Here is a 20,985-nt window from a genome sequence, read left to right on the forward strand (position 1 = left end):
GAGTTCCTGCGCTCCGCGTAGATGCGATCAGTAGATCCACGCCATGCGTGGATGCCGTTCGCGCGATCTACACCATCCCGCCGTTGGCGCGCAGGACCTGGCCGTTGACCCACCCGCCATCGGCACCGGCCAGGAACCCCACCGCACCGGCGATGTCCTCCGGCGTACCCAATCGCTGCAGGGGGTTCATCTTCGCCAACCGCTCGATCAGTTCCGGTGACTTGCCGTCCAGGAACAGGTCGGTGGCGGTCGGGCCGGGGGCCACTGCGTTCACGGTGATGTTGCGCCCGCGCAGCTCCTTGCTGAGGATGGCGCCCATCGTCTCCACCGCTGCCTTGCTGGCCGCGTACACGCTGTAGTTCTCCAGCTTGATGCCGACCACGCTGGTGGACAAGGTGATCAGCCGGCCACCGTCGCGCACCCGTCGCGCGCCTTCGCGCAGCACGTTGAAGGCGCCCTTGAGGTTGATGCCGATCACCCGCTCGAACAATGCGTCGTCGGTGTCGGCCAGCGGCGCCAGCTGCAATACGCCGGCGCTGTTGACCACCACGTCGATGCCGCCGAAACGGGCCTCGATGGCGTCGAACAGCTGGTTGACCGCCTGTGAATCGACCACGTCGGCCTGCAACGCGATGGCCTGCGCACCGGCCGCGTTGAGTTCGGCCGCCAAGGCTTCGGCGTCGTCGCGGCGGCCCGCATAGTTGATCGCGACCGCGTGGCCATCTGCGGCGAGCCGGCGGGAGATGGCGGCGCCGATGCCACGGGAGCCGCCGGTGACCAGGGCGACAGTGCGGGCGGGGGAGAGGGTCATGGTCGGTTCCAGCGGAGCGCGCCGGAATGGCGCAGGGCCATCTTCGTCATCTCTCCCGCCCGGATAATCATGCATAATCCGCCAACATCATTCGGGTAGCCGAACAATGGACCGCTTCACGGCCATGCGCGCTTTCGTCCGTATCGTCGAGCGTCGCAGCTTCACCCGGGCCTCCGAGGACCTCGGCCTGCCGCGGGCCACAGTGACCGACGCGATCAAGGCGCTGGAACAGCGGCTGGGCGTGCGCCTGCTGCACCGGACCACGCGGGTGGTGGTGCCGACGCTGGAAGGCGAGGCCTTCTATGGCCGTTGCCTGCGCTTGATCGCCGACATGGATGATGCCGAGGCTGCGTTCCGTGACGCGCCGCCACGCGGCCCGTTGCGTATCGAAGTGCATGGCACGCTGGGCCGGCACCTGCTGTTTCCGCACCTGCCGGAATTCCTGCAGCGCTACCCGGAGATCGAACTGGACGTCAGCGAGGGTGACCGCTATGTCGACCTGCTGCGCGAAGGCGTGGATGTGGCGTTGCGGGTGGGGACGCTGGCCGACAGCGATCTGGCGGCGCGACGGTTGACCATGCTGCGCGAGGTCACGGTGGCCTCGCCGGGCTATGTGCAGGCGCACGGCCTGCCCGATACCATCGAATCGTTGCAGGACGGCCACCAGATGGTCGGCTACCGCTCCAGCGCCACCGGCCAGCTGATTCCGCTGGAGTTCCAGCAGGGCGGGCAGGTGCGCTACGTGCCGCTGCCGGCGCGGGTGCGTGTGTCCGGTGCTGATGCGTTCCTCGGTGCCGCGCTGGCGGGGCTCGGTATCATCCAGGCGCCGTGCTACCGGATGGACCCGTACATCGCGCGCGGGCAGTTGGTGGAGCTGTTGCCCGAGACGCCGCCGACGCCGAGTCCACTGAGCCTGGTCTACCCACGCAACCGCACGCCGTCACCGCGCTTGCGGGTGTTCATCGATTGGGTGGCCGGGGTGTTTGAACAGACCGGGGTTGCCGTCCAGCGGCCGGCACTACCGGGCTGAGGTGCTCGGCAGCACCAGCTCGAACAGGGTGCCGGTGTCATCTGACGCAACACTCACGCTGCCGCCGTGCGCCTGTGCAATCGCGCGGGTGATCGCCAGGCCCAGTCCGGCACCCTCATGGCGGCCACGCTCGCCGCGGTAGAAACGATCGAACAGGCGCGGCAGCGCCTCGCTGGCGATCGGCGTGCCAAGGTTGTGCACGCTGACCCTGCACACGCCATCGGCCTCGACCAGCCGCACCCGCACTTCGCTGCCCACGGCTGCGTACTTCAACGCGTTGGACAGCAGGTTGGCAATCGCCCGGTGCAGCATCAAGCGGTTGCCTTCCACGCTCGCCACACCTTCGCGGCGCAGGGTCAACTGCCGGTCCTCGGCCAGAAGCTCGTAGAACTCCAGCAGCGAATCCACTACCGCATCCAGCGCCACTGGCTCGCGCGAGGGCAGTGCACCCGGCGCTTCGGCCTGCGCCAGGTACAGCAGGTCACCCACGGTCTGCGCCAGCTGCTGCAGTTCCTCGGCGCAGGACGCCAGCGTCTCGCGATAGGCCTCATTGCTGCGCGGGTGCGCAAGCACCACCTGCACCTGGGTCAGCATGTTGGTGATCGGTGTGCGCAGTTCATGGGCGAGATCACCGGAGAATTCGGTCAGCCGCGCGAAGTCCTGCTGCAGGCGCGCCAGCATGCCGTTGAGCGTCTGCGCCAGCTGCTCCAGTTCGGCCGGCGCGCTGCGTGTACTCAGCCGGCGCTGCAGCCGGCCGGCGGTGATCTGCCGGGCCTCATCGGCCAGCGTGCGCAGCGGCCGCAGCGTGCGCCGCACCACGTAGCCGCCGAGCAGGCTGCTGGCCGCGGCGGCGCCGATGATGGCTATCGCCAGCAGATGGCGGAAGCGCTGCAGGAAATCGGCGTGGCGGTCGTCATCGATGGCCAGCAGGGTGACCAGCTCGCTGCCGTCGGCCAGGGTCTGGCGCAGGTGCAGGGCATGCATGCAGCGACCATCGGCGAGGATCCAGTCGTGCCGCCGTGGCGCGGCGTCGATCGGCTGGCTGCGTGCATGCTCGCGCAGCAGTGCCGGTGCGGTCGAGAAGAGCACTGCGCCGCTCCCATCAACAATGTGGAAGGCGATATCCGGATGGTGGCCCAGTGCCTCCGCCAAGCGCTGCCCGCGTGCGGACGCAGGTCCGTTGCCGGCCAGGTCACGGATCAACGCAACCTTGTTCTCCAGTTCGCTGAAGTCCTGGGCCACCAGGTCGTGGCGGGCGCTGACATAGATCGCCACGCCCAATGCGGCCAGCACCAGCGTGGCCACGATGGCGAACAGCAGCGTCAGCCGTACCGCGATGGAGCGACGCAGGCTCATCCGCTGTGCAATGCACCGTCGTCCGGCGCCTCCAGCACATAGCCCATGCCGCGCACGGTGACGATCAGCTTGGCGTCGAAGTCATCGTCGATCTTCGCGCGCAGGCGGCGGATCGCCACGTCGATCACGTTGGTGTCGCTGTCGAAGTTCATGTCCCATACCTGCGAGGCGATCAACGAGCGCGGCAGCACTTCACCGCGTCGGCGCGCCAGCAGTTCCAGCAGGGTGTATTCCTTCTGGCTGAGGGCGATGCGCTGGCCGCCGCGTTCGACCCGGCGGCGCAGGGTATCCACCACCAGGTCGGCGATGACGATGCGCTCGGCCTGCGGCAGCGCCTGGCCACGACGCAGCAGGGTGCGCACGCGCGCCAGCAGCTCTGCGAAGGCGAATGGTTTGGCCAGGTAGTCATCCGCGCCCAGCTCCAGGCCCTGAACCCGGTCGGCGATGCTGCTGCGCGCGGTGAGGAACAGCACCGGCACCTGCCATCCGGCCTCGCGCAGCCGCGACAGCACGTTCCAGCCATCCAGGCCGGGCAGCATCACGTCGAGGATGACCAGCTGGTACTCGCCGCTGCCGGCCAGGTGCAGCCCGTCGACGCCGTTGCAGGCGAGATCGACCACGTAGCCGGCCTCGATCAGGCCCTGGCGCAGGTAGTTGCCGGTCTTGGGTTCGTCTTCGACGATCAGCAGTTTCATGGTGTGCCCATCATCGCAGCTTGGGCCCGTGCTGGAACGGATGAGTCATGCCAATGGGTCCAGCATTCCGAGCACCGCGACGCAGGCCAGCACCAATACCGCCAGCACTGATTCGCAGGTCAGGCTGTGGCGAAGTGAGCGCAGCGGCCTGGGTTGCCAGCCGCCGCGGATGGAGCTGGCCAGCGCTGGTACCAGCCGCCAGCGATGCAGCGCGGCAAGCCCCAGCATGCCGCCCACCAGCGCCAGCTTGAGCAGCAGCCAACGCCCATGCGCGGCGCCGGTCAGGGTCTGTATGGAACCGCCGAGATCGACATAGGTGTAGGTGCCGGTCATCGCCAGCAGGGCGACGATGATCGTGCCCGGCACGGCGAAGCTGTGCGCGGCCTGCCACAGTTCGCGGGTACGTTCGTGCAGGCGCAGGCCCTGTGGACGCAGCGCCAGCTGCAGGATGGCGGCGATCGCGCCGACCCAGGCACCGGCGGCCAGCAGGTGCACGATGCCGGCCACCAGCCGCAAGGTGCCGCCGAATCCATCACCGGCGGCGGCGTGACCATTCCAGGCGAGGCTGGCCAGAGGTACCGCCGTGAGTATCAGCAACGCCAGACGGCGCAGGCCCTGCACCGGGCGATTGACTGCCAGCAGCGGCAGCATTGCCAGCAGGGCCAGGATGCGCAGCAGCCCTGCCTTACCCACCGGCGTACCGGTAAGAAACCAGCGCGCCGTCTCGCCATCGATGTCGACTGCTGATATGCCAAGCACGCCGGACAATCGGGTGCCCGCATCGGTGACGACGAGGATGAGTGCAACCACGGCCAGCGCCACCGCGGCCCCGCGCGGTAGCGCAGGGCGGACGAACAGCAGCCGCCCGAACAGCAGCATCAGCACCAGGTACAACGCCAGCCGCAACGCATACGGTGAGAGCTCGGCCACGACGGCAGCCTTACTTCACGGTGAAGCGGTAGCTGCCGGTGATCGGGTGGCTGTCCTCGCCCACCGCGCGCCACTGCAGTGCGTAGCTGCCTGCCGGCAGCGGCTTGGCGAAGCGAGCACGCAACGTGTGGCCATCTTCGGAAACGTCCTGCGCGACGGTAGGCATGGCCATCTTCATGCGGCCATGGTCCATGCTCAGTTCGATGCGGGTGGCACGCGGCATCACCTTCTCACTGAACTGCAGCGTGATCTCGGTCGCCGGGGCTACGGTGGCGTCGGCGGCAGGCGTCGAACTCACCAGGCTGGGATGGGCCAGCGCCAGCGGCGCAGCCGCGAGGCCGGACAGGAGAAGAACAAGGGAAACGGAGCGGATCGGGAAACGGGTCATGCGCGGGACACCTGTGGGAGAACTGGCTCTCAGGGTGAAGAGTGGCGCCTTTCGCCGCCCTGACGCGGACATTACCGCCTTGTAATGTTCGTTGGCTGCCGGCCCGCAGCCGGCACTACCGGGTACGTGACTGCGCGATCCATGCAGACGGCGAACAGCCGAGCACGCGGCGGAATGCCGCGCTGAATTTGCTGGGATTGGCATACCCGCTGGCCAGGGCAACATCGGTGACACGGCGGCCCTGCGCGAGTTCGGTGCGCGCCCAGTGCATGCGGCGCTGGGTGAGGAACGCGTAGGGTGGCAGGCCTGTGGCCGCGCGTAGCGCCCGATTGAACGTTGCGGCCTCCATCTGCACTGCAGCAGCCAGCTGTGGGACCGTCAGCGCCCGACCGTGCTGCGCGTCGATGTAGGCCTCCAGTTGTCGCAGCCGTCGTGCCGACAGCGCGGACGTGGTGCCGCGTGCCTCGCGAGGTTGGCCGGCAAGCTGGCGCAGGCGGTGCAGCAGCACCTGCGCGCCATGCTCAAGGAAGCCGGGCAGGCAGGCATCGGCCTGCGTGCTGCACCACAACGCGGTCAGCACCGCGGACACCACCGGATCGCGGTGCAGCCGCGCCGCCAGCGGCTGCAGGTGATGCAGCGTCTGCACGTTGTGCGACAGCATGTGGGTATCGATGGCGATCCCGATCAGATCCACTGACGGGCTGACATAGGTGCCGGTGTCTGCGGGCAGCACCAGGTTGAACTGGCCAGGTCGCCAGGATGCCTGCAGAAGACCGTTGAGGGTGTGCTGCTGCAGTCGCCCGCCGCCGCCCACGGCCATGCCCAGGCGAAGCTGGTGCGGATGCCCCATCTCACCTTCACCTGCGTCGAAGCGGTGGCGCAGCAGCACCACCGCGCCCTCGTTGCTGGCGTGAACCGCAGGGGGCTGCGGGCCGGCTTCCTGCAACAGCTGGTCGGCGAGGGTTGGCATCACGGATCCGGGAATGGAGCAGTGCCGCCCGGAATGGAGTGGCAGCACGGCGCGGGTGTTACATCATAACACTCGTGTCCCGTGCTGCCGCCGCCCGCGCGTCCTCCAGTCCATCCGTCGAGGTCTCCCCGTTGAAGTCGTCCACGCCTGCCGCCGCGCTCGTTGCGGCATCTCTGCTCATTCCCGCAATGCCCGTGCTTGCCCAGCAGGCCGCCCCGGCCACGCTCGACGGCGTCCGGGTCACCGGCTCCAAGCGCGATACCCCCTACCTGAAGAGCGACCTGTCGGTGACGGTGCTCGACCGGCAGGCGCTGAAGGAGGCCGGGGTCACGGAGTTCCGTGACCTGGACAAGCTGGCGCCGAACGTGAAGTTCAACGCGATGGGCCAGCTCAGCAACATGTTCATTTCCATCCGTGGCATCGAATCCAATCCTTTCCTGGTCAATCGTGCCTCGGTCTACATCGATGGCATCCCGTTCCGTGAACTGAGCAACGCGGTGCTCAACCAGGTCGAGTCGGTGGAAGTGCTGCGCGGGCCGCAGGGCACGCTGTACGGTGCCAACAGCGAGTCGGGGCTGGTGCTGGTGCGTACACGCGGCCCGGCCGATGCGCGAGAGGGCGAGGTCAATGTGCGCAGCACCTGGTTCGGCAACGGCAATGGCACCGCTCTCGATGGCTTCCTGGCAGGGCCGTTTAACAAGACGGGCAGCCTGTCCGGCTCGGTGGCGTTCATGGGCTCGGATGAGGACGCCTACCTGAAGAACCTCACGCCGTCCGGTGCGCGCGGCAGGGTGGGCGAAGGCTACCTGCAGGGCAAGCTGCGCTGGCGGCCAAGCGACTATGTTTCGGTGAACGCGCTGGCCTATCACCTGCGCACCCGCGCGCCCGGCATGTTCGAGTACGAGTACCTGCCGCTGGACACCGGCCTGTACAACCGCACCTACGGCACGTCGCTCAACGGTGGCCGTCGTGCCGGTGATTTCACCTACATAAACGACGCACCCAAGCGCACCGAAAAGGATGAGTCGGTTGCGGGCCTGAGCGCGCAATGGCAGCTGCAGGCAGGCACGCTGGACGTGGCCGCCTCCTGGCGAAGCGAGGAAGTGACCTCCGCCGGCTATGACTTTGACATGACCCAGAGCCCAGCATTGGCAGGCCGCATCTACGACAGGAAGCGCGAGTGGACGGCCGAGGCGCGCTTCAGTTCGCCCAGTGACCAGGCCCTGACCTGGATGGCCGGTGTGTCCACCTATCGCAACAGCAAGGATTCGATCCTTGGCACGTTCGTCGGCCCGGCGCTGCATGGGCTGGACAGTTACAACCTGGCGCCGCGGCAGACCTCGAAGGGCGAGGATTACAGTGTGTTTGCTACCGCAAGCTACACCTTCCCCGCGCTGCCCAAGCTGACCGCCAGTGCCGGCCTGCGCCATGAGCAGGCACGGCGTTCCACCGAGCAGCGTGCCGGTGCGCTGGATCTGGGCGCCGGTGGCCGCGTGCTGTACCGCGACGCCGCGCTGGCGCATACCTTCACGGCGACGCTGCCGCGGGTGTCGCTGCGCTACGACGCCACTGACGACCTGTCGTTCTATGCCGCCTCGGCCAAGGGCTACATTCCAGGTGGCTTCAACCTGGCCGCAGCACAGAGCGATGTGGTCAACGACAAGGTGCTGCGCTACGAATCCGAACGCATGTGGAGCCACGAGCTGGGGTTCAAGATGAATCTGGCTGGCGGTCGTGGCCACATCGGCGGGGCACTTTTCCACATCACCTCGGACAACTGGCAGGAGATCCAGGTGGCCACCGATGCCAACGGCCGCCCGATTTCGTCGGACTACGTGGGATCGGACGCCTCGATCCGGTCACGGGGTGCAGAACTGGAGGGGGTGTTCGAAGTAGTGCCTGGCTTCACGCTGATGGCGAATGTGGGCTACGTCGACGCGAAGTACACCAAACTGTGGGTCACCGTCGACCAGAACCTGGATGGCAAGCGGGTCAAGTTGACGCCGCATTACACCGGCTACCTGGCCGCACGCTACCAGTTTGAATCCGGGCTTTACGCGCGGCTGGAGTCGCAGTTCACCGGCTCCAGCGCACTTGACGAGCGCAACCGCGCCTTCCAGCCGACCGTCGCCGTGCTGGGGGCGCAGCTGGGCTACGAAACCGGGCCGTGGAGTGCACGGGTATTCGTGCAGAACCTGACCAACAAGCGTCGCATCAACGGCCTGATCTTCGACAATCTGGCTTTTGGGCGTGATGGCAACTACTACGGCCCGGTCGACAGCCCGCGCATCTTCGGGGCGGAAGTGGGCTACCGCTTCTGATGATAGGTAGTGCCGGCCGCTGGCCGGCATCTTCGGGGCGTCGGTCAACGGCCGGCGCTACCGGCGGTTACGCAACGCCCGTCGATTGCCGACGTGCGCCGCCGCCAACAACACGCCACCACATGCCGTGGCCACGCCATGCCAGAGCAGCGATTCCTTCAGCGGCAGGTACAGAGAGGCCGACAGCAGCAGGATGGCGCCGGCGCAGGCCAGCTGCACAGGCCGCCAGCGCCGATGCCGGTGCACCCCGGCCGAGGTACTCGCCAAGGCCAACGAGGAGGCCAGCAGCGCGAACAGCCATTCCCAGCGCGACATCATCAGCAGCAATGTCATCGCGCCATGGCCGGGATGCTGGAACGAGCGCAGCGCCATCATCGCTGCCGGCACGAAGGCCAGCAGCAGGGGCAGGGCGATGCAGTGGGCGGCGCAGGCCAGGGACAGCCAGGCACCGGCAAGATCGAAGCGGGGGTGCCAGCGTGCCGAAGTTGGCGGCTGGGCCAGGGCCCTTGCGGGGGTCGTGGGAATGTGGTCCATAATGTTACATAGTAACAATTGGAGTCTTTCCCATGAAGCTTCCCGCTGCTCTTTTCCTGCTGCTGGCTGCCAGCGCCGCGCAGGCCCACGACATCCGCCAGAACGCACCGCATGTGCATGGCCAGGCGACAGTGGATGTTGCGCTTGACCAGCAAACCCTGGAATTCGCCCTTCAGGCCCCCGGCATCGGCATCCTCGATTACGAGCGGCCGCCGGCCAATGCAGCCGAGCAGACCGCGCTGGCACGGGCGACGTCATTGCTGAAGGGCGGCAACTGGGTCACCTTGCCCACCGCTGCGGGCTGCCGTCTGGCCACCAGTAAAGCCGATGCGGAGGGCTTCGACGCGACGGCCGCCGCGCCGCCGCCGGGACAGCACCGGCACGCAGGTTTCAGCGCAACGCTGCAGTACCACTGTGCCAAACCTGCCGCGCTGCGCGCCATCGTCGTGCGCCTGCCCGTACTTTTCCCGGGCCTGCACGAAGTCATCGTCAACAGCGCAACCGCCAATGGTCAAAACCGCAGTGTGCTGACGCCCGACAACCTGCGCGTGGTGCTGGCACCGTGAGCGCGGCACCGGTGATCTCGCTGGAAGACGTGCAGTTCTGCTACGGCACGCGGCTGGTGCTGGACATCCCGCGGTTGTGGGTCGAGCAGGGCAGCAGCGTGTTGCTGCGCGGAATCAGCGGTGGCGGCAAAAGCACCCTGCTGGGCCTGCTGGCGGGCGTGCTGCTGCCCGGCAAGGGCCGTGTCGAGGTGGCCGGCCACGCACTGCAGGACATGGGTGGTGCGGCGCGGGATCGTTTCCGTGCCGACCAGTTGGGCGTGATCTTCCAGCAGTTCAATCTGCTGCCGTTCCTCACCGTGCGCGACAACATCGCGCTGGGCCTGCGCTTCTCGCGCCTGCGCAGCGCACGCATCAGCGGGCCGCTGGATGCCGAGATCGCCCGCCTGCTGCAGGCCCTGCAGCTCAATCCTGAGCTGATGCAGCGGCGGGCGGGTACGCTCAGTGTTGGCCAGCAACAACGCGTGGCGGCAGCGCGCGCCCTGATCGGCCGTCCGACGTTGCTGCTGGCCGATGAGCCCACCTCGGCGCTCGACCGCGAAGCGGCGAGCGCCTTCCTGCAGCTGATGTCCGCGCAGTGCCAGGCGGCCGGCACCACGGTGCTGGTGGTCAGCCATGACGACAGCCTGCAGCCGTTGTTCGATCGCACCATTTCACTGACCGAGATCAACCAGGCAGGTGCCGGCCATGCTTGAGCTTGCCTGGGCCAGCCTGCGCAGCCGCGCGTTGAGCGTGGGCCTGACCGTGCTGGTCATCACCCTCAGCGTGGTGCTGCTGCTGGGCGTCGAGCGTGTACGCACGCAGGCGCACGAGGGGTTTGCCAGCACCGTATCGGGCACCGATCTGATCGTCGGTGCGCGTTCGGGACCGGTGAACCTGCTGCTGTATTCGGTGTTCCATATCGGCGACCCGACCAACAACGTGTCCTGGCAGTCCTACCAGGAGCTGTCCGCATTGCCGCAGGTGAAGTGGTCGGTGCCGTTGTCGCTGGGCGATTCCTGGCGCGGCTACCGGGTAGTGGGTACCACTGGCGGCTACTTTGAACACTATCGTTATGGTTCCGGCCACGCGCTGGCCTTTGCACAGGGGCGGCCCTTCGATGATCTGTATGACGCGGTGATCGGCGCGGAGGTGGCTCGCGCGCAGAAGGTCGGCCTCGGCGACGAGATCGTGCTGGCGCACGGCACCGGCGCGGTCACGCTGGCCACGCATGCCGACAAGCCGTTCCGCGTTGCCGGCATCCTGCAGCGCACCGGCACGCCGGTGGATTCGTCGCTGCTGGTCTCGCTGCCGGCCATCGAGGCGATCCATGTTGACTGGCGATCGGGCGTGCAGCTGCGCAGCCAGAGCGTCAGCGCCGAGCAGGCGCGCCACCTGGACCTGACCCCGACCAGCATCACCGCCTTCATGCTCGGCCTGAACTCGCGCATCGCCACGTTCTCGGTACAGCGCAGGATCAACGAGTATCCGGACGAGGCGATGCTGGCGATCCTGCCCGGCGTGACCCTGCAGCAGCTGTGGCAGTCGCTGGGCACCGCCGAGCGAGCCCTGCAGCTGATCAGTGCAATGGTGGTGCTGCTGGGCATGGTCTCGCTGGTGGCGCTGCTGGTCTCCACCCTGCAGGAGCGCCGGCGCGAGATGGCCATCCTGCGTGCCACCGGTGCGCGACCGGGCTACATCGCGGGCCTGCTCGTGGTGGAAGCGGTGGCGACCAGTGCGGTGGCCAGCGTGCTGGCCCTGTCGCTGCTGGTGGTCGCCAGCATTGCCGGGCGCGGCTGGGTACTGGCCACCTTCGGTCTGTCGATCACCCATGTCTGGCCGGATGGCCGTGAACTGGCATGGGCTGCGGGCGTGCTGCTGATCAGCGCCGTAGCCGGGCTGGTCCCGGCGTTGCTCGCTTACCGGCGCACCTTGGCCGATGGCCTTTCACCGGGAGGCTGAGCATGCGATGGATGCGGGTAGTGGCAATGGTGCTGGCGCTGGCCGCCTGTGAGCGGCCGGTGGATACCGGCGTACAGGCCTTGCCACCCTCGCCGGTCGTCGACCGCGATGACCCTGCAGGCGCTGTGGAGCAGGAGCTGGACTGGTTGCAGATGATGCCCAAGGACGAGCTGGCCGCGCTGGAGCGGGGCGAGGGCCCGGAGGTCGAGCACAACGGCAACCGGCGCATGCCGCAGTTCGGTACCTTCCGCACGGTGGACACGGTCCTGCAGCGGCCGGTGCGCCTGCCGGGTTACGTGGTGCCACTGGCCAACGCGCAGGACGGGCGGCTGACCGAATTCCTGTTCGTGCCGTACTACGGCGCCTGCATCCACGTGCCACCACCGCCACCGAACCAGATCGTGCACGTAGTGCTGCCGCGCCCGATCGAGATGCCGGACATGTACTCACCGTTCTTCCTGGCGGGCACCCTGCGCGCCGAACGGTTGGATGACGATCTGGCCGGTTCGGCCTACACCATGCGTGACGCACAGCTGAGGCCCTATGAACCGTAGTCACCTGTTGCTGGCGGCGGGATGCCTGTGGTTGGCAGGCTGTACGGCGCCGGGCGGCGATGCCTTGGTGGTCGGGCCGCAGGACAAGCCGGCGCCCTCCGCCACGGCCGAAGCCCCCATCGACCGTTGGGACGCGTTGCGACCCGACGAAGTGAGCTACCAGCGCCCACCCCCGCAGATCGGCCTGTCACGCAATGGCATGGAGGGCGTGGGTGGCCTGATCGACGACACCGGCTCGGGCACGCCACCGGGGCTGGAGATCGACCATTCCAGCCCGGACCGGGCCAAGCAGTTCGGCTCCTCGCGCGTGGTCGACGCTGTCGACGGTCGCGCGGTGGATCTGGATGGCTACGTGGTGCCGCTCGGCACCAACGATGCCGGCCTGGTCGATGAACTGCTGTTCGTGCCGTTCTACGGCGCGTGTATCCATGTGCCGCCGCCGCCACCCAACCAGATCATCCACGTGACCCTGGCGACACCGATCGCGCTGGGCGATCTGTGGGATCCGTACCGGCTTGCCGGCCGCCTGCAGGTGAAGCGTTTCGACGCGGACATCGCCAGCGCGTCCTACGATGCCGCGGCAGCCACGCTGACGGCGATCCGCAACTGATGCGCAGGCGATGGCTCATGGCTGCCGGGGTGCTGCTGGGCGCGGTGGTGCTGCTGGTGTGGTGGCAGCGGCAGCGGCAGCGCGCACCCATCGCGCCGCCGGCGGTCGCATTTCCGGCACCGGCGTCCGACGCCAGCCAGCGCATCGAACAGCGCCTGGGTGACGACCCCGCGTTTCGCAACGACGTGCTCTTCCTGCTCGCAGCAACATTGCGCGACCGCTGCCAGCCGGCGCAGGCGGGGCTGCTGGCGCGCATGGCCAATCGTGCATCGCTGCCGGTGCTGGCGGCAGTCAGCGCGGTGACCCAGCAGGACCCATCGCTGGACCGGCCGATCTACCAGTACATCCAGCACCGCGCCGATGCGACGGCGTGCGGGCAGCCGCTGCAGATGCCGCTGGCCGGTGGGCGCAGCATGGCCGTGGACATCGAACAGTATGCGCGCACGTTTCCGGACAGCTACTTCGACCCGCAACGCAGCAGCGAACCGCGGGATTTTGGTGGACTGTCGCTGCAGCAGCGTGCCGGCAACGCCTGCAACAGCGTGGTGTATTCGGTGCTGCCGCTGGGTGGCGCCGACTGGCGGTGCAGCAGCCTGCGCGCGAATGCCCGTGCGCGGGTGCGCGGCCTGTGCGAGGACGAGCTGCGGCGCCAGCATGGGGGAACTGGCGGGGAACTGGACATGGCCGTGGGGAAGGGCATGCAGGCGGCGGTGGTATCGGCGATTGCCGCACTGCCGGAAGATTGCCGGTGATGATCCCTGACACCGGGCACGACCCGGCATGAGGGGCACGACAACATGAACATTGCCCGGGCCCCAATCTGAATTGGTGGCGCTGTTTTCATAACTATACAGGACATCCTGTATAGTTATGGCCGTATTCCACCCCCATCAGGTTCTCCCATGGCTTTGTCCCAGCCCTTGGCCGGTGCTCCGGCCCTGTCGCGTGCCCGTCGCTGGGCGCTGTTGTTCACCGTCGCCGCCGGCCTGCTGCTGGTCACGCTCGACAACTCCGTGCTCTACACCGCGCTGCCCACCCTTACCGAGGAACTCTCGGCCAGTGCCGGCCAGGCGCTGTGGATCATCAACGCCTATCCGCTGGTGATGGCCGGCCTGCTGCTGGGTGCGGGCACGCTGGGCGACCGCATCGGTCACCGGCGCATGTTCCTGATCGGCCTGGTGGTGTTCGGCGTCGCCTCGCTGGCAGCGGCGTTCGCTGACACCGCAACGCAGCTGATTGCCGCGCGTGCATTCCTGGCGATCGGTGCCGCAGCGATGATGCCGGCCACGTTGGCGTTGATCGGACTGAGCTTCCACGAAGAACGCGAACGCAACATCGCCATCGCGATCTGGGGTTCGGTCGCCATCGTCGGTGCGGCGCTCGGCCCGATCATTGGCGGCTGGCTGCTGCAGCACTTCTGGTGGGGCTCGGTGTTCCTGATCAACGTGCCGGTGGTGGTGGTCGCGTTCGTGGCCACGCTGCTGCTGGCGCCGGAAGGACAGCGCGACACCTCGCGGCCATGGGACCTGGTGTCGTCAGTGCTGGCATTGGCTGCACTGTCCGGCCTGGTGCTGGCGATCAAGTCGCTGATCGCCACGCCGCCCTCATATGCGCTGGGCGCAGCCGCGCTGGTGTTGGCCGTCATCAGCGGTGCGGCGTTCGCGCGCCGCCAGCAGCAGCTGCCGTACCCGCTGCTGGACTTTGCGATCTTCCGTAATCCGGCGTTCCTGGCCGGCACGCTGTCGGCGGTGTTCACCCTGTTCGCGATGGCCGGCCTGCAGTTGGTCACCACGCAGCGCTTCCAGCTGGTGGCAGGTTTCACGCCGCTGCAGGCGGGCCTGCTGGTGTCGGTGGCGGCACTGGGCAGCCTGCCCAGTGCGCTGCTCGGCGGCAGCATCCTGCACCGGGTTGGCCTGCGCCCGCTGATCTGTGGTGGCCTGGCCGCAGGTGCGCTGGGCGTCGGCGTGGTGGCGTTCGGCTTCCTGCACGGCCTTGGTTGGGTGGTGGCTGGCATGGCCATCACCGGCTTCGGTATGGGTTCGGCCATCTCGGTGGCGTCCACCGCCATCCTCAACAACGTGCCGGCGCACCGTGCGGGCATGGCCTCGTCGGTGGAAGAAGTGTCCTATGAGTTCGGTGGCCTGCTGGCGGTGGCGATGCTGGGCAGCTTGAGTGCCGCAATGTACAGCGCGTTCCTGCCGGTCTCGGCCGATATGCCCGCGCTTGCCCGCGAGGGTTTCACCCAGGCGCTGCATGCCGCGCGCGAGAGCGGGCAGGGCGAGTGGTTCGCACTGGCTGCGGCCGCGTATGACCGTGGCTACCAGATCGTGCTGCTGGTGATCATGGCGGTGCTGGCGCTGGGTGCGGCGATCATCGCGCGCCTGCTGCGCGGCCGCGTCGGCAGCCGCGAGGGCGCGGCCGATCGCGTAAAATGAAGCGATGAGAACCAGCAAGCGCGATCGCATCCTCGACGCCGCCGTCAACGTGATCAATCGTGACGGCGTGCGCGCGGTGACCTTTGAGTCGGTGGCGGCCGAGGCCCAGCTGACACGCGGTGGCCTGCTGTATCACTTCCCGTCCCGCGAGGCGCTGCTGCGGGGGATCGACGAACACCTGGTACAGGCCTGGGAGACGTCGATGGAAGCGTTGCTGGGCAAGACCGCCGAGCAGGCCACTGCGTTGGAGCGTTACCAGACCTTCGTGCGCGTGTCGGCCCAGAGCGCCACCCGTGCCGAGCTGATGTTCATGCTCGAATCGGCCGACCCGGACGCCGAAGAGCGCCCGTGGGGACCGGCGGTGCGTCGCTGGGCACCGCTGCCGCCGGAGGCGGGTACAGCGGAAGACAGCGCAGCGCTCGACAATTTCGTGGCGCGGCTGGCCGCCGATGGCCTGTGGATCTACGAGGCGATGTACGAAGGGCAGCTGGACGAAGGCGTACGTGCCCAGGTTGCCGAGCGCATCGCCGGGCTGCTGGCGAAGTCTGATGGGTCACCGCACTTGTAGCGTCGAGCCATGCTCGACTGCTCTCCGGTCAGGCAACGAAACCCCCGCGCTTCGCGCGATAGCTGACCTGCGGTCGACTCTACCCGTTACCTATTTACCCAGCCGGCGCTGCGCTCGCGGCCAACCACGCCCTCGGCGAGGCCCCCAACCGTTTGCGGAACGCTTTCGACAGCGACGCGGTATCGGCAAAGCCCACCTCGATCGCCACCTGCTTGACCGCCACGCCGGCCCTCAATTGCGCGCAGGCCAGGCTCAGCCGCCAGTCCAGCAGATAACTGGCCGGCGTTGCCTGCATCACGTCCTTGAACACGGCCGCGAACGCGCTGCGCGACATGCCGGCAGTCGCGGCCATGCGCGGCAGCGTCCATTCGTCCTGTGGCGCCTGGTGCATCGCCACCAGTGTGCGTGCCAGCCGTACATCGGACAGCCCCCGCATCAGCCCATGGCTGACGCCGGCCGCATCCGGGTGGTCCACCACCCAGCGCAGGATCTGGATCAGCGCGACCTCGAACAGGCGGTTGGTCAGCAGCCGTGAACCACAGCGCTGGCGATCGGCCTCGGCGAACAGCAGGTGCAGGGTGTCATCCAGTTCGCCGATCGCGGCCAGTGGCACCACCATCACCGGCGGCAGCGACTGCACGATCGGATTACGCGCGCCGCCATCGAAATCCAGCGTGGCGCAGGTGAAATCCGGGCCTTCCAGCGGTGCATTGAAGAACACATGGTGCAGCGGTTGCGGATACAGCAGCAGGCTGGGTGTGTCGATCTTCAACCGGGGCAGCGCGATATCGCCGTCGGGATGACGGACCTCCATTTCACCCTGGCGCAGGATGTGCAGGAAGGCACGACCGGGCTGCGGCTCGAAGACATGGCGCCCGCACAGCGGACCGCTGTGGAACAGCGCGGCCTGCACCCGGAAGCGTTCCAGCAGGGAGGAGAGACGGTCGGGTGGGGAGGTGTCGGTGGGCGTGCTCATGGATGAATGGACAACATGTGTGGCTGATTGCGCCTGAAGCGTCCAGCGAGTCTACCTAGGATGAGCGGGTCGTCCAATCCCGGGCGCTTTCCCAAGGAGATCCACCATGTCCCGTGTCCCCCTGATCGATGCCGCCAACACCACCGCCGACCGCGAGGCCCTGCTGGGTCAGGTCCACGCTGCCTTCGGCGCCACCCCGGCCATGTTCCGCGCCGTGGCCAACTCGCCAGCCGCCCTGCAGAGCATGTGGGGTTCGTTCGGCGCGCTGGGCGGCGGTCGCCTGTCGCCGCTGCTGGGCGAGCAGATCGCCGTGGCCATCGCCAACCGCAATGCCTGCGAGTATTGCCTGGCCGCACACACCGCGCTGGGCCGCAAGGCGGGTGCCAGCAGCGAGCAGATGGCCGCTGCACAGATCGGTCAGTCCAGCGATCCGGCCACCTCGGCGGCATTGGACTTCGCGCTGAAGGTGGTCGAGCAGCGTGCGCAGGTCACCGATGGCGATGTGCAGGCGCTGCGTGCGGCCGGCTTCGACGATGAGCAGATCGTTGAGATCCTCGCCCACGTAGCGCTCAACCTGTTCACGAACTACGTCAACGTAGCGTTCGACGTGCCGGTGGACTTCCCGAAGGTGGCGCTGCGCTGAGCTGTGCCAGACCGGGGGCGTCGTGCTCCCGGTCGTTCTCAGTCGTCCCGTTTATCGTTCGCCTGCAGCCGCTCGGGATGGGTATACACGTTGAATCCGCTTTCCCGCGCGAACCCGACCAGGCACAGGCCTGCACTACGGGCAAGGTCGATCGCCAGCGCGGTCGGTGCCGAGACAGCAGCCAGTACGCTGACGCCGGCCCGTACGGCTTTGCTGACCATTTCGTAGCTGGCGCGGCTGGAAATCACCAGCAGCCCCCCCTCGATCGTGTGTTCATTGTGATGCAGGGCGCCGATCAGCTTGTCCAGCGCGTTGTGGCGGCCGACGTCTTCGCGCACCCAGCCGATGCGACCGCTGGCGTCGGCCCAGGCCGCGGCATGGGTCGAACCGCTCACCGCATTCATCGGCTGATGCTGCACCAGTGTGGCCAGCGCCCGTTGCAGGGCTGCTGGCGGGTAGGTTCGCCGTTCGCGCACCTCGGGCAGCGGCCGCAGCACTTCCTCCAGCTGGCGCGTGCCGCACAGGCCGCAGCCACCGCGGCTGGGCAGCAGGCGCCCGTTGGCCGGATCCAGGTCGGCACCGGGTGCATCCTCGGTCACGGTCATCTGCAGCTCGATGCCTTCCAGTTGCGGTCGTACCTCGATGGCCAGCAATTGGGCAGGCGTAGCGATCAATCCCTCGCTGAGCGAGAACCCCAGCGCAAAGTCCTCCAGGTCGCAGGGTGTGGCCATCATCACCGCGAAGGCGGCGCCGTTGTAACGCAGCGCCACCGGCACTTCCTCGGCCACCACGTCGATCTGCGGCTGCTGCCCCTTGCTGCGCCAGCGCCGCAACGGGCGCAGGGCCGTGCCGGCAGGCGGGGTGTGCGGTGGGGTCGAATCTGGCATGCAGCGCGTCCGGACTAAGGAAATACGCAGGTGGTGGACCACCCACGGCATCGAGAATAGCGCAGTGGCCGTGCGCTGACGCAGGTGTAACCGTTGTCATGGCAGGCTGCGCTGAAAACAGCGCGCAGCCACTGGCGAAGCCGTGCAGGCCGTGTTTGACTGTGGGGCTGGCCGTGCGATTGAAAGCGCCGCCGGACTGCGATGTGCCCATTGTTGCCGCGTTCCTACCGTAAGGTCCCCGAACATGTCCGAGCAGAAGCCACCGCGTTACAAGCCGTACAACCAGCCGGCCGGTGGCTGGGGTGCCGCCGGTGCCACGGCCAAGGTGCTGCTGCAGCAAAGCGTGATCGGCAAAGGCTCGAAGGCGTTGCTGGCGATGAACCAGCCGGGTGGCTTCAAGTGCCCCAGCTGTGCGTTCCCCGACGCCGACGAACGCAAGAAGCTGGAGTTCTGCGAGAACGGCGCGAAGGCACTGGCCTGGGAAGCCACCCAGTTCCGCGCCGGCCGCGAGTTGTTCGCCCAGCACACCGTCACCGAACTGATGGCGCAGACCGACTACTGGCTGGAGATGCAGGGCCGGCTGACCGAGCCGATGCGCTACGACGCAGCCACCGACCACTACGTGCCGTGCAGCTGGGATGATGCCTTCGCGCTGATCGGCCGCCACCTGCAGGCGCTGGACAGCCCGCACCAGGCCGAGTTCTACACCTCCGGGCGCACGCCCAATGAAGCGGCGTTCCTGTATTCGATCTTTGTGCGCGAGTTCGGTACCAACAACTTCCCGGACTGCTCGAACATGTGCCACGAGCCGACCAGCCGCGGCCTGCCGCCGGCCATCGGGGTGGGCAAGGGCACGATCGTGCTGCAGGATTTCGAGCACGCCGAGGCGATCTTCGTGATCGGCCAGAACACCGGCACCAATTCACCGCGGATGATGAGCAACCTGGTCGAGGCGCGCAAACGCGGCATCCCGATCGTGGCGGTCAATCCGATGCCCGAGCGCGCGCTGATCCGCTTTGCCGAGCCGCAGGACGTGGTGCAGATGGCCACGTTCGGTTCGACCGAGATCACCAGCGAGTTCGTGCACATCCGTATCGGCGGCGACCTGGCTCTGATCAAAGGCATGATGAAGGTGATGTTCGAGCGCGAGGCGCAGGGCGAGCGCGTGCTCGACCATGATTTCCTGTCAGAACACACGGTGGGGCTGGAGGCGCTTCGCGAAGACGTGATGGCGCAGGACTGGGACGAGATCGTGCAGGTGTCCGGCATTTCGCAGGCGCAGATCCGACGCTGTGCGGAGATCTACATCCGCTCCAAGGCCACCGTGATCTGCTACGGCATGGGGCTGACCCAGCACCAGTATGGCTCGCGCCTGCTGCAGCAGGTCGCCAGCCTGCTGATGCTGCGCGGCAACTTCGGCAAGCCCGGTGCGGGCATCGGGCCGATCCGTGGGCATTCCAATGTGCAGGGCGACCGCACCGTCGGCATCGACGAGAAGCCCAAGCCGGCCTATCTGGACCGCGTGCAGCAGGTGTTCGGCTTCGATCCGCCGCGTGAGCATGGCCATCATGTGGTCGAATCCATCGAGGCGATGCTGGACGGCAGCGCCAAGGTGTTCATCGGCCTGGGTGGCAACTTCATCCATGCGGTGCCCGATACGCCTCGCGCGTATGAAGCGATGCGTGGGCTGGACCTGACCGTGGGCATCGCCACCAAGCTCAACCGCGGTCATCTGGTTCATGGCCGCGATGCGCTGATCCTGCCGGTGGTGGCGCGCTCGGAGCGCATCGTCACGCCGGCCGGCGAGCAGTTCGTCACCATCGAAGACGCGATGTCGAACGTGACCGCCTCGCGCGGCGTGCTCGAACCGGTCAGCACCGAGGTGCTGCCCGAGGTCGAGATCGTCTGCCGCATGGCGATGGCCGCACTGCCAGACAGCAAGGTCGACTGGGCGCGGTGCATGCACGACTATGCGCCCATCCGCGATCTGATCGCTGCCGTGTACCCGGAGATCTACACCGGCTTCAACGAGCGCATCCAGCAGCCACACGGTTTCCATCTGGACATTCCGCCGCGCCGCCGCGTCTGGCCCACGCCCAATGGCAAGGCCAACATCCTGGTGGTGCCCGGCCTGGACGTGGACGATCCGGTGCACGATCCGGACATGTTGCGGTTGGCGACCGTGCGCTCGCACGACCAGTACAACACCACCATCTACAGCTACAACGACCGCTATCGCGGCGTGTACAACGATCGCATGGTGCTGTTCATGAACATCGAGGACCGGCTGGCGCGCGGACTGCAGAAGGAGGCGCTGGTCAGCCTGGAGACGATCAGCGGCGATGGCGTGCAGCGGCGCATCGAGGGCCTGACCGTGCTGGACTACCCGATACCGCGCGGCGCGCTGGCCGGTTACTACCCGGAGCTGAACCCGTTGTTGCCGCTGGACTACTACGACCGCATCAGCGGCACGCCCGCCGCCAAGTCGATTCCGGTGCGGGTGCAGGCGATGGCCGCGGCGATTGCGTAGCGCGCGCATCGGCTATCATCGGCGTGTGAACCTGTCTGGCCTGCTGCTGCGATGGACGTTGCTTGTCGCCCTGGTGCTGAATGCACCGGCGCTGGCGCTCGCCGCGTCTTCGTACAGCGGCCCGGCCAGCCAGGACCATTGCGCTGCACCGCATTCGGCGGCCATGGCCGGATGCTGCGACGATGCAGCATCAACGGTCTGCCAGAGCAATGAGTGCGAATGCCCGCCGGCCAGCCTCGGCAT

21 protein-coding genes are annotated in these 20,985 nt (G+C 67.4%); 12 read left to right on the forward strand and 9 right to left on the reverse strand.

The window, feature by feature from the left end:
* Nucleotides 1-67: 67 nt before the first annotated feature.
* Nucleotides 68-811 carry an SDR family oxidoreductase gene (locus tag ACTJJM_RS00830; protein WP_440865049.1) on the reverse strand — a complete coding sequence of 248 codons (744 nt, stop codon included), beginning with the start codon at nt 809-811 and terminating at the stop codon, nt 68-70.
* A 106-nt stretch (nt 812-917) separates the two neighbouring features.
* On the opposite strand from ACTJJM_RS00830, the gene ACTJJM_RS00835 reads away from it, so the two are divergent.
* Complete coding sequence (locus ACTJJM_RS00835) at nt 918-1,841, forward strand: LysR family transcriptional regulator (protein WP_043396155.1); 924 nt, start codon at nt 918-920, stop codon at nt 1,839-1,841.
* On the opposite strand, the gene ACTJJM_RS00840 is transcribed toward ACTJJM_RS00835, so the two are convergent.
* The 5 genes from ACTJJM_RS00840 to ACTJJM_RS00860 all read right to left on the reverse strand — a co-directional run bounded on the left by ACTJJM_RS00840 (nt 1,830) and on the right by ACTJJM_RS00860 (nt 6,180).
* On the reverse strand, nt 1,830-3,197 hold the full coding sequence (locus ACTJJM_RS00840; RefSeq protein WP_272773564.1) for a heavy metal sensor histidine kinase: 1,368 nt from the start codon (nt 3,195-3,197) through the stop codon (nt 1,830-1,832). The genes ACTJJM_RS00835 and ACTJJM_RS00840 overlap by 12 nt on opposite strands.
* Nucleotides 3,194-3,892, reverse strand: a complete 699-nt coding sequence (locus ACTJJM_RS00845) for a heavy metal response regulator transcription factor (protein ID WP_109814228.1) — start codon at nt 3,890-3,892, stop codon at nt 3,194-3,196. Before ACTJJM_RS00845 ends, ACTJJM_RS00840 begins: the two co-directional genes overlap by 4 nt.
* A 45-nt stretch (nt 3,893-3,937) precedes the next feature.
* On the reverse strand, nt 3,938-4,822 hold the full coding sequence (gene copD / locus ACTJJM_RS00850; protein WP_272773561.1) for a copper homeostasis membrane protein CopD: 885 nt from the start codon (nt 4,820-4,822) through the stop codon (nt 3,938-3,940).
* 10 nt (nt 4,823-4,832) lie between these two features.
* Nucleotides 4,833-5,210: a copper homeostasis periplasmic binding protein CopC gene (gene copC, locus ACTJJM_RS00855; RefSeq protein WP_440865050.1), complete on the reverse strand. Its 378-nt coding sequence runs from the start codon at nt 5,208-5,210 to the stop codon at nt 4,833-4,835.
* 115 nt (nt 5,211-5,325) lie between these two features.
* Nucleotides 5,326-6,180: a helix-turn-helix domain-containing protein gene (locus ACTJJM_RS00860; protein WP_419965021.1), complete on the reverse strand. Its 855-nt coding sequence runs from the start codon at nt 6,178-6,180 to the stop codon at nt 5,326-5,328.
* 188 nt (nt 6,181-6,368) lie between these two features.
* On the opposite strand from ACTJJM_RS00860, the gene ACTJJM_RS00865 reads away from it, so the two are divergent.
* Nucleotides 6,369-8,501 (forward strand): TonB-dependent receptor, encoded by a 2,133-nt coding sequence (locus ACTJJM_RS00865; RefSeq protein WP_419965020.1) that lies wholly within the window; start codon nt 6,369-6,371, stop codon nt 8,499-8,501.
* Between the two features lie 57 nt (nt 8,502-8,558).
* On the opposite strand, the gene ACTJJM_RS00870 is transcribed toward ACTJJM_RS00865, so the two are convergent.
* A complete protein-coding gene (locus ACTJJM_RS00870) occupies nt 8,559-9,035 on the reverse strand; it encodes a MerC domain-containing protein (RefSeq protein WP_049481023.1) in 477 nt (158 codons plus the stop codon).
* A 32-nt stretch (nt 9,036-9,067) separates the two neighbouring features.
* Here ACTJJM_RS00870 and ACTJJM_RS00875 point away from each other — a divergent pair, with 32 nt between their 5' ends.
* The 8 genes from ACTJJM_RS00875 to ACTJJM_RS00910 all read left to right on the forward strand — a co-directional run bounded on the left by ACTJJM_RS00875 (nt 9,068) and on the right by ACTJJM_RS00910 (nt 15,706).
* Nucleotides 9,068-9,601: a ZrgA family zinc uptake protein gene (locus ACTJJM_RS00875; protein WP_419965018.1), complete on the forward strand. Its 534-nt coding sequence runs from the start codon at nt 9,068-9,070 to the stop codon at nt 9,599-9,601.
* The gene (locus ACTJJM_RS00880; protein WP_419965017.1) at nt 9,598-10,293 is read left to right on the forward strand and encodes an ATP-binding cassette domain-containing protein; all 696 of its coding nucleotides are present in this window, start codon (nt 9,598-9,600) and stop codon (nt 10,291-10,293) included. Before ACTJJM_RS00875 ends, ACTJJM_RS00880 begins: the two co-directional genes overlap by 4 nt.
* Nucleotides 10,286-11,539 (forward strand): ABC transporter permease, encoded by a 1,254-nt coding sequence (locus tag ACTJJM_RS00885; RefSeq protein WP_010485431.1) that lies wholly within the window; start codon nt 10,286-10,288, stop codon nt 11,537-11,539. Before ACTJJM_RS00880 ends, ACTJJM_RS00885 begins: the two co-directional genes overlap by 8 nt.
* Nucleotides 11,540-11,541: 2 nt before the next feature.
* On the forward strand, nt 11,542-12,093 hold the full coding sequence (locus ACTJJM_RS00890; RefSeq protein WP_043396119.1) for a DUF3299 domain-containing protein: 552 nt from the start codon (nt 11,542-11,544) through the stop codon (nt 12,091-12,093).
* Nucleotides 12,083-12,703 carry a DUF3299 domain-containing protein gene (locus tag ACTJJM_RS00895; protein WP_071305288.1) on the forward strand — a complete coding sequence of 207 codons (621 nt, stop codon included), beginning with the start codon at nt 12,083-12,085 and terminating at the stop codon, nt 12,701-12,703. The genes ACTJJM_RS00890 and ACTJJM_RS00895 overlap by 11 nt, the downstream gene beginning before the upstream one ends.
* A complete protein-coding gene (locus ACTJJM_RS00900; protein WP_440865051.1) occupies nt 12,703-13,455 on the forward strand; it encodes a hypothetical protein in 753 nt (250 codons plus the stop codon). Before ACTJJM_RS00895 ends, ACTJJM_RS00900 begins: the two co-directional genes overlap by 1 nt.
* 150 nt (nt 13,456-13,605) lie before the next feature.
* Nucleotides 13,606-15,138, forward strand: coding sequence for an MFS transporter (locus ACTJJM_RS00905; protein WP_053443116.1), 1,533 nt, complete (start codon nt 13,606-13,608; stop codon nt 15,136-15,138).
* A gap of 4 nt (nt 15,139-15,142) precedes the next feature.
* Nucleotides 15,143-15,706: a TetR/AcrR family transcriptional regulator gene (locus ACTJJM_RS00910; protein ID WP_049455145.1), complete on the forward strand. Its 564-nt coding sequence runs from the start codon at nt 15,143-15,145 to the stop codon at nt 15,704-15,706.
* Between the two features lie 94 nt (nt 15,707-15,800).
* Here ACTJJM_RS00910 and ACTJJM_RS00915 read toward each other — a convergent pair whose 3' ends face one another.
* Entirely contained in the window at nt 15,801-16,682 is an 882-nt protein-coding gene (locus ACTJJM_RS00915) for an AraC family transcriptional regulator (protein ID WP_049455146.1), read from the reverse strand.
* A 106-nt stretch (nt 16,683-16,788) separates the two neighbouring features.
* On the opposite strand from ACTJJM_RS00915, the gene ACTJJM_RS00920 reads away from it, so the two are divergent.
* Nucleotides 16,789-17,325 carry a carboxymuconolactone decarboxylase family protein gene (locus ACTJJM_RS00920; protein ID WP_019337220.1) on the forward strand — a complete coding sequence of 179 codons (537 nt, stop codon included), beginning with the start codon at nt 16,789-16,791 and terminating at the stop codon, nt 17,323-17,325.
* A gap of 38 nt (nt 17,326-17,363) precedes the next feature.
* Here the strand turns inward: ACTJJM_RS00920 and fdhD are convergent, their stop codons facing one another.
* Nucleotides 17,364-18,212, reverse strand: coding sequence for a formate dehydrogenase accessory sulfurtransferase FdhD (gene fdhD / locus ACTJJM_RS00925; protein ID WP_272773554.1), 849 nt, complete (start codon nt 18,210-18,212; stop codon nt 17,364-17,366).
* A gap of 244 nt (nt 18,213-18,456) precedes the next feature.
* Between fdhD and ACTJJM_RS00930 the strand changes: the two genes are divergently transcribed.
* Nucleotides 18,457-20,742, forward strand: a complete 2,286-nt coding sequence (locus ACTJJM_RS00930; RefSeq protein WP_272773552.1) for an FdhF/YdeP family oxidoreductase — start codon at nt 18,457-18,459, stop codon at nt 20,740-20,742.
* Nucleotides 20,743-20,985 lie beyond the last annotated feature (243 nt).

Source organism: Stenotrophomonas sp. 22692, from assembly GCF_052045015.1.
In the GTDB taxonomy this organism is placed as follows: domain Bacteria; phylum Pseudomonadota; class Gammaproteobacteria; order Xanthomonadales; family Xanthomonadaceae; genus Stenotrophomonas; species Stenotrophomonas geniculata.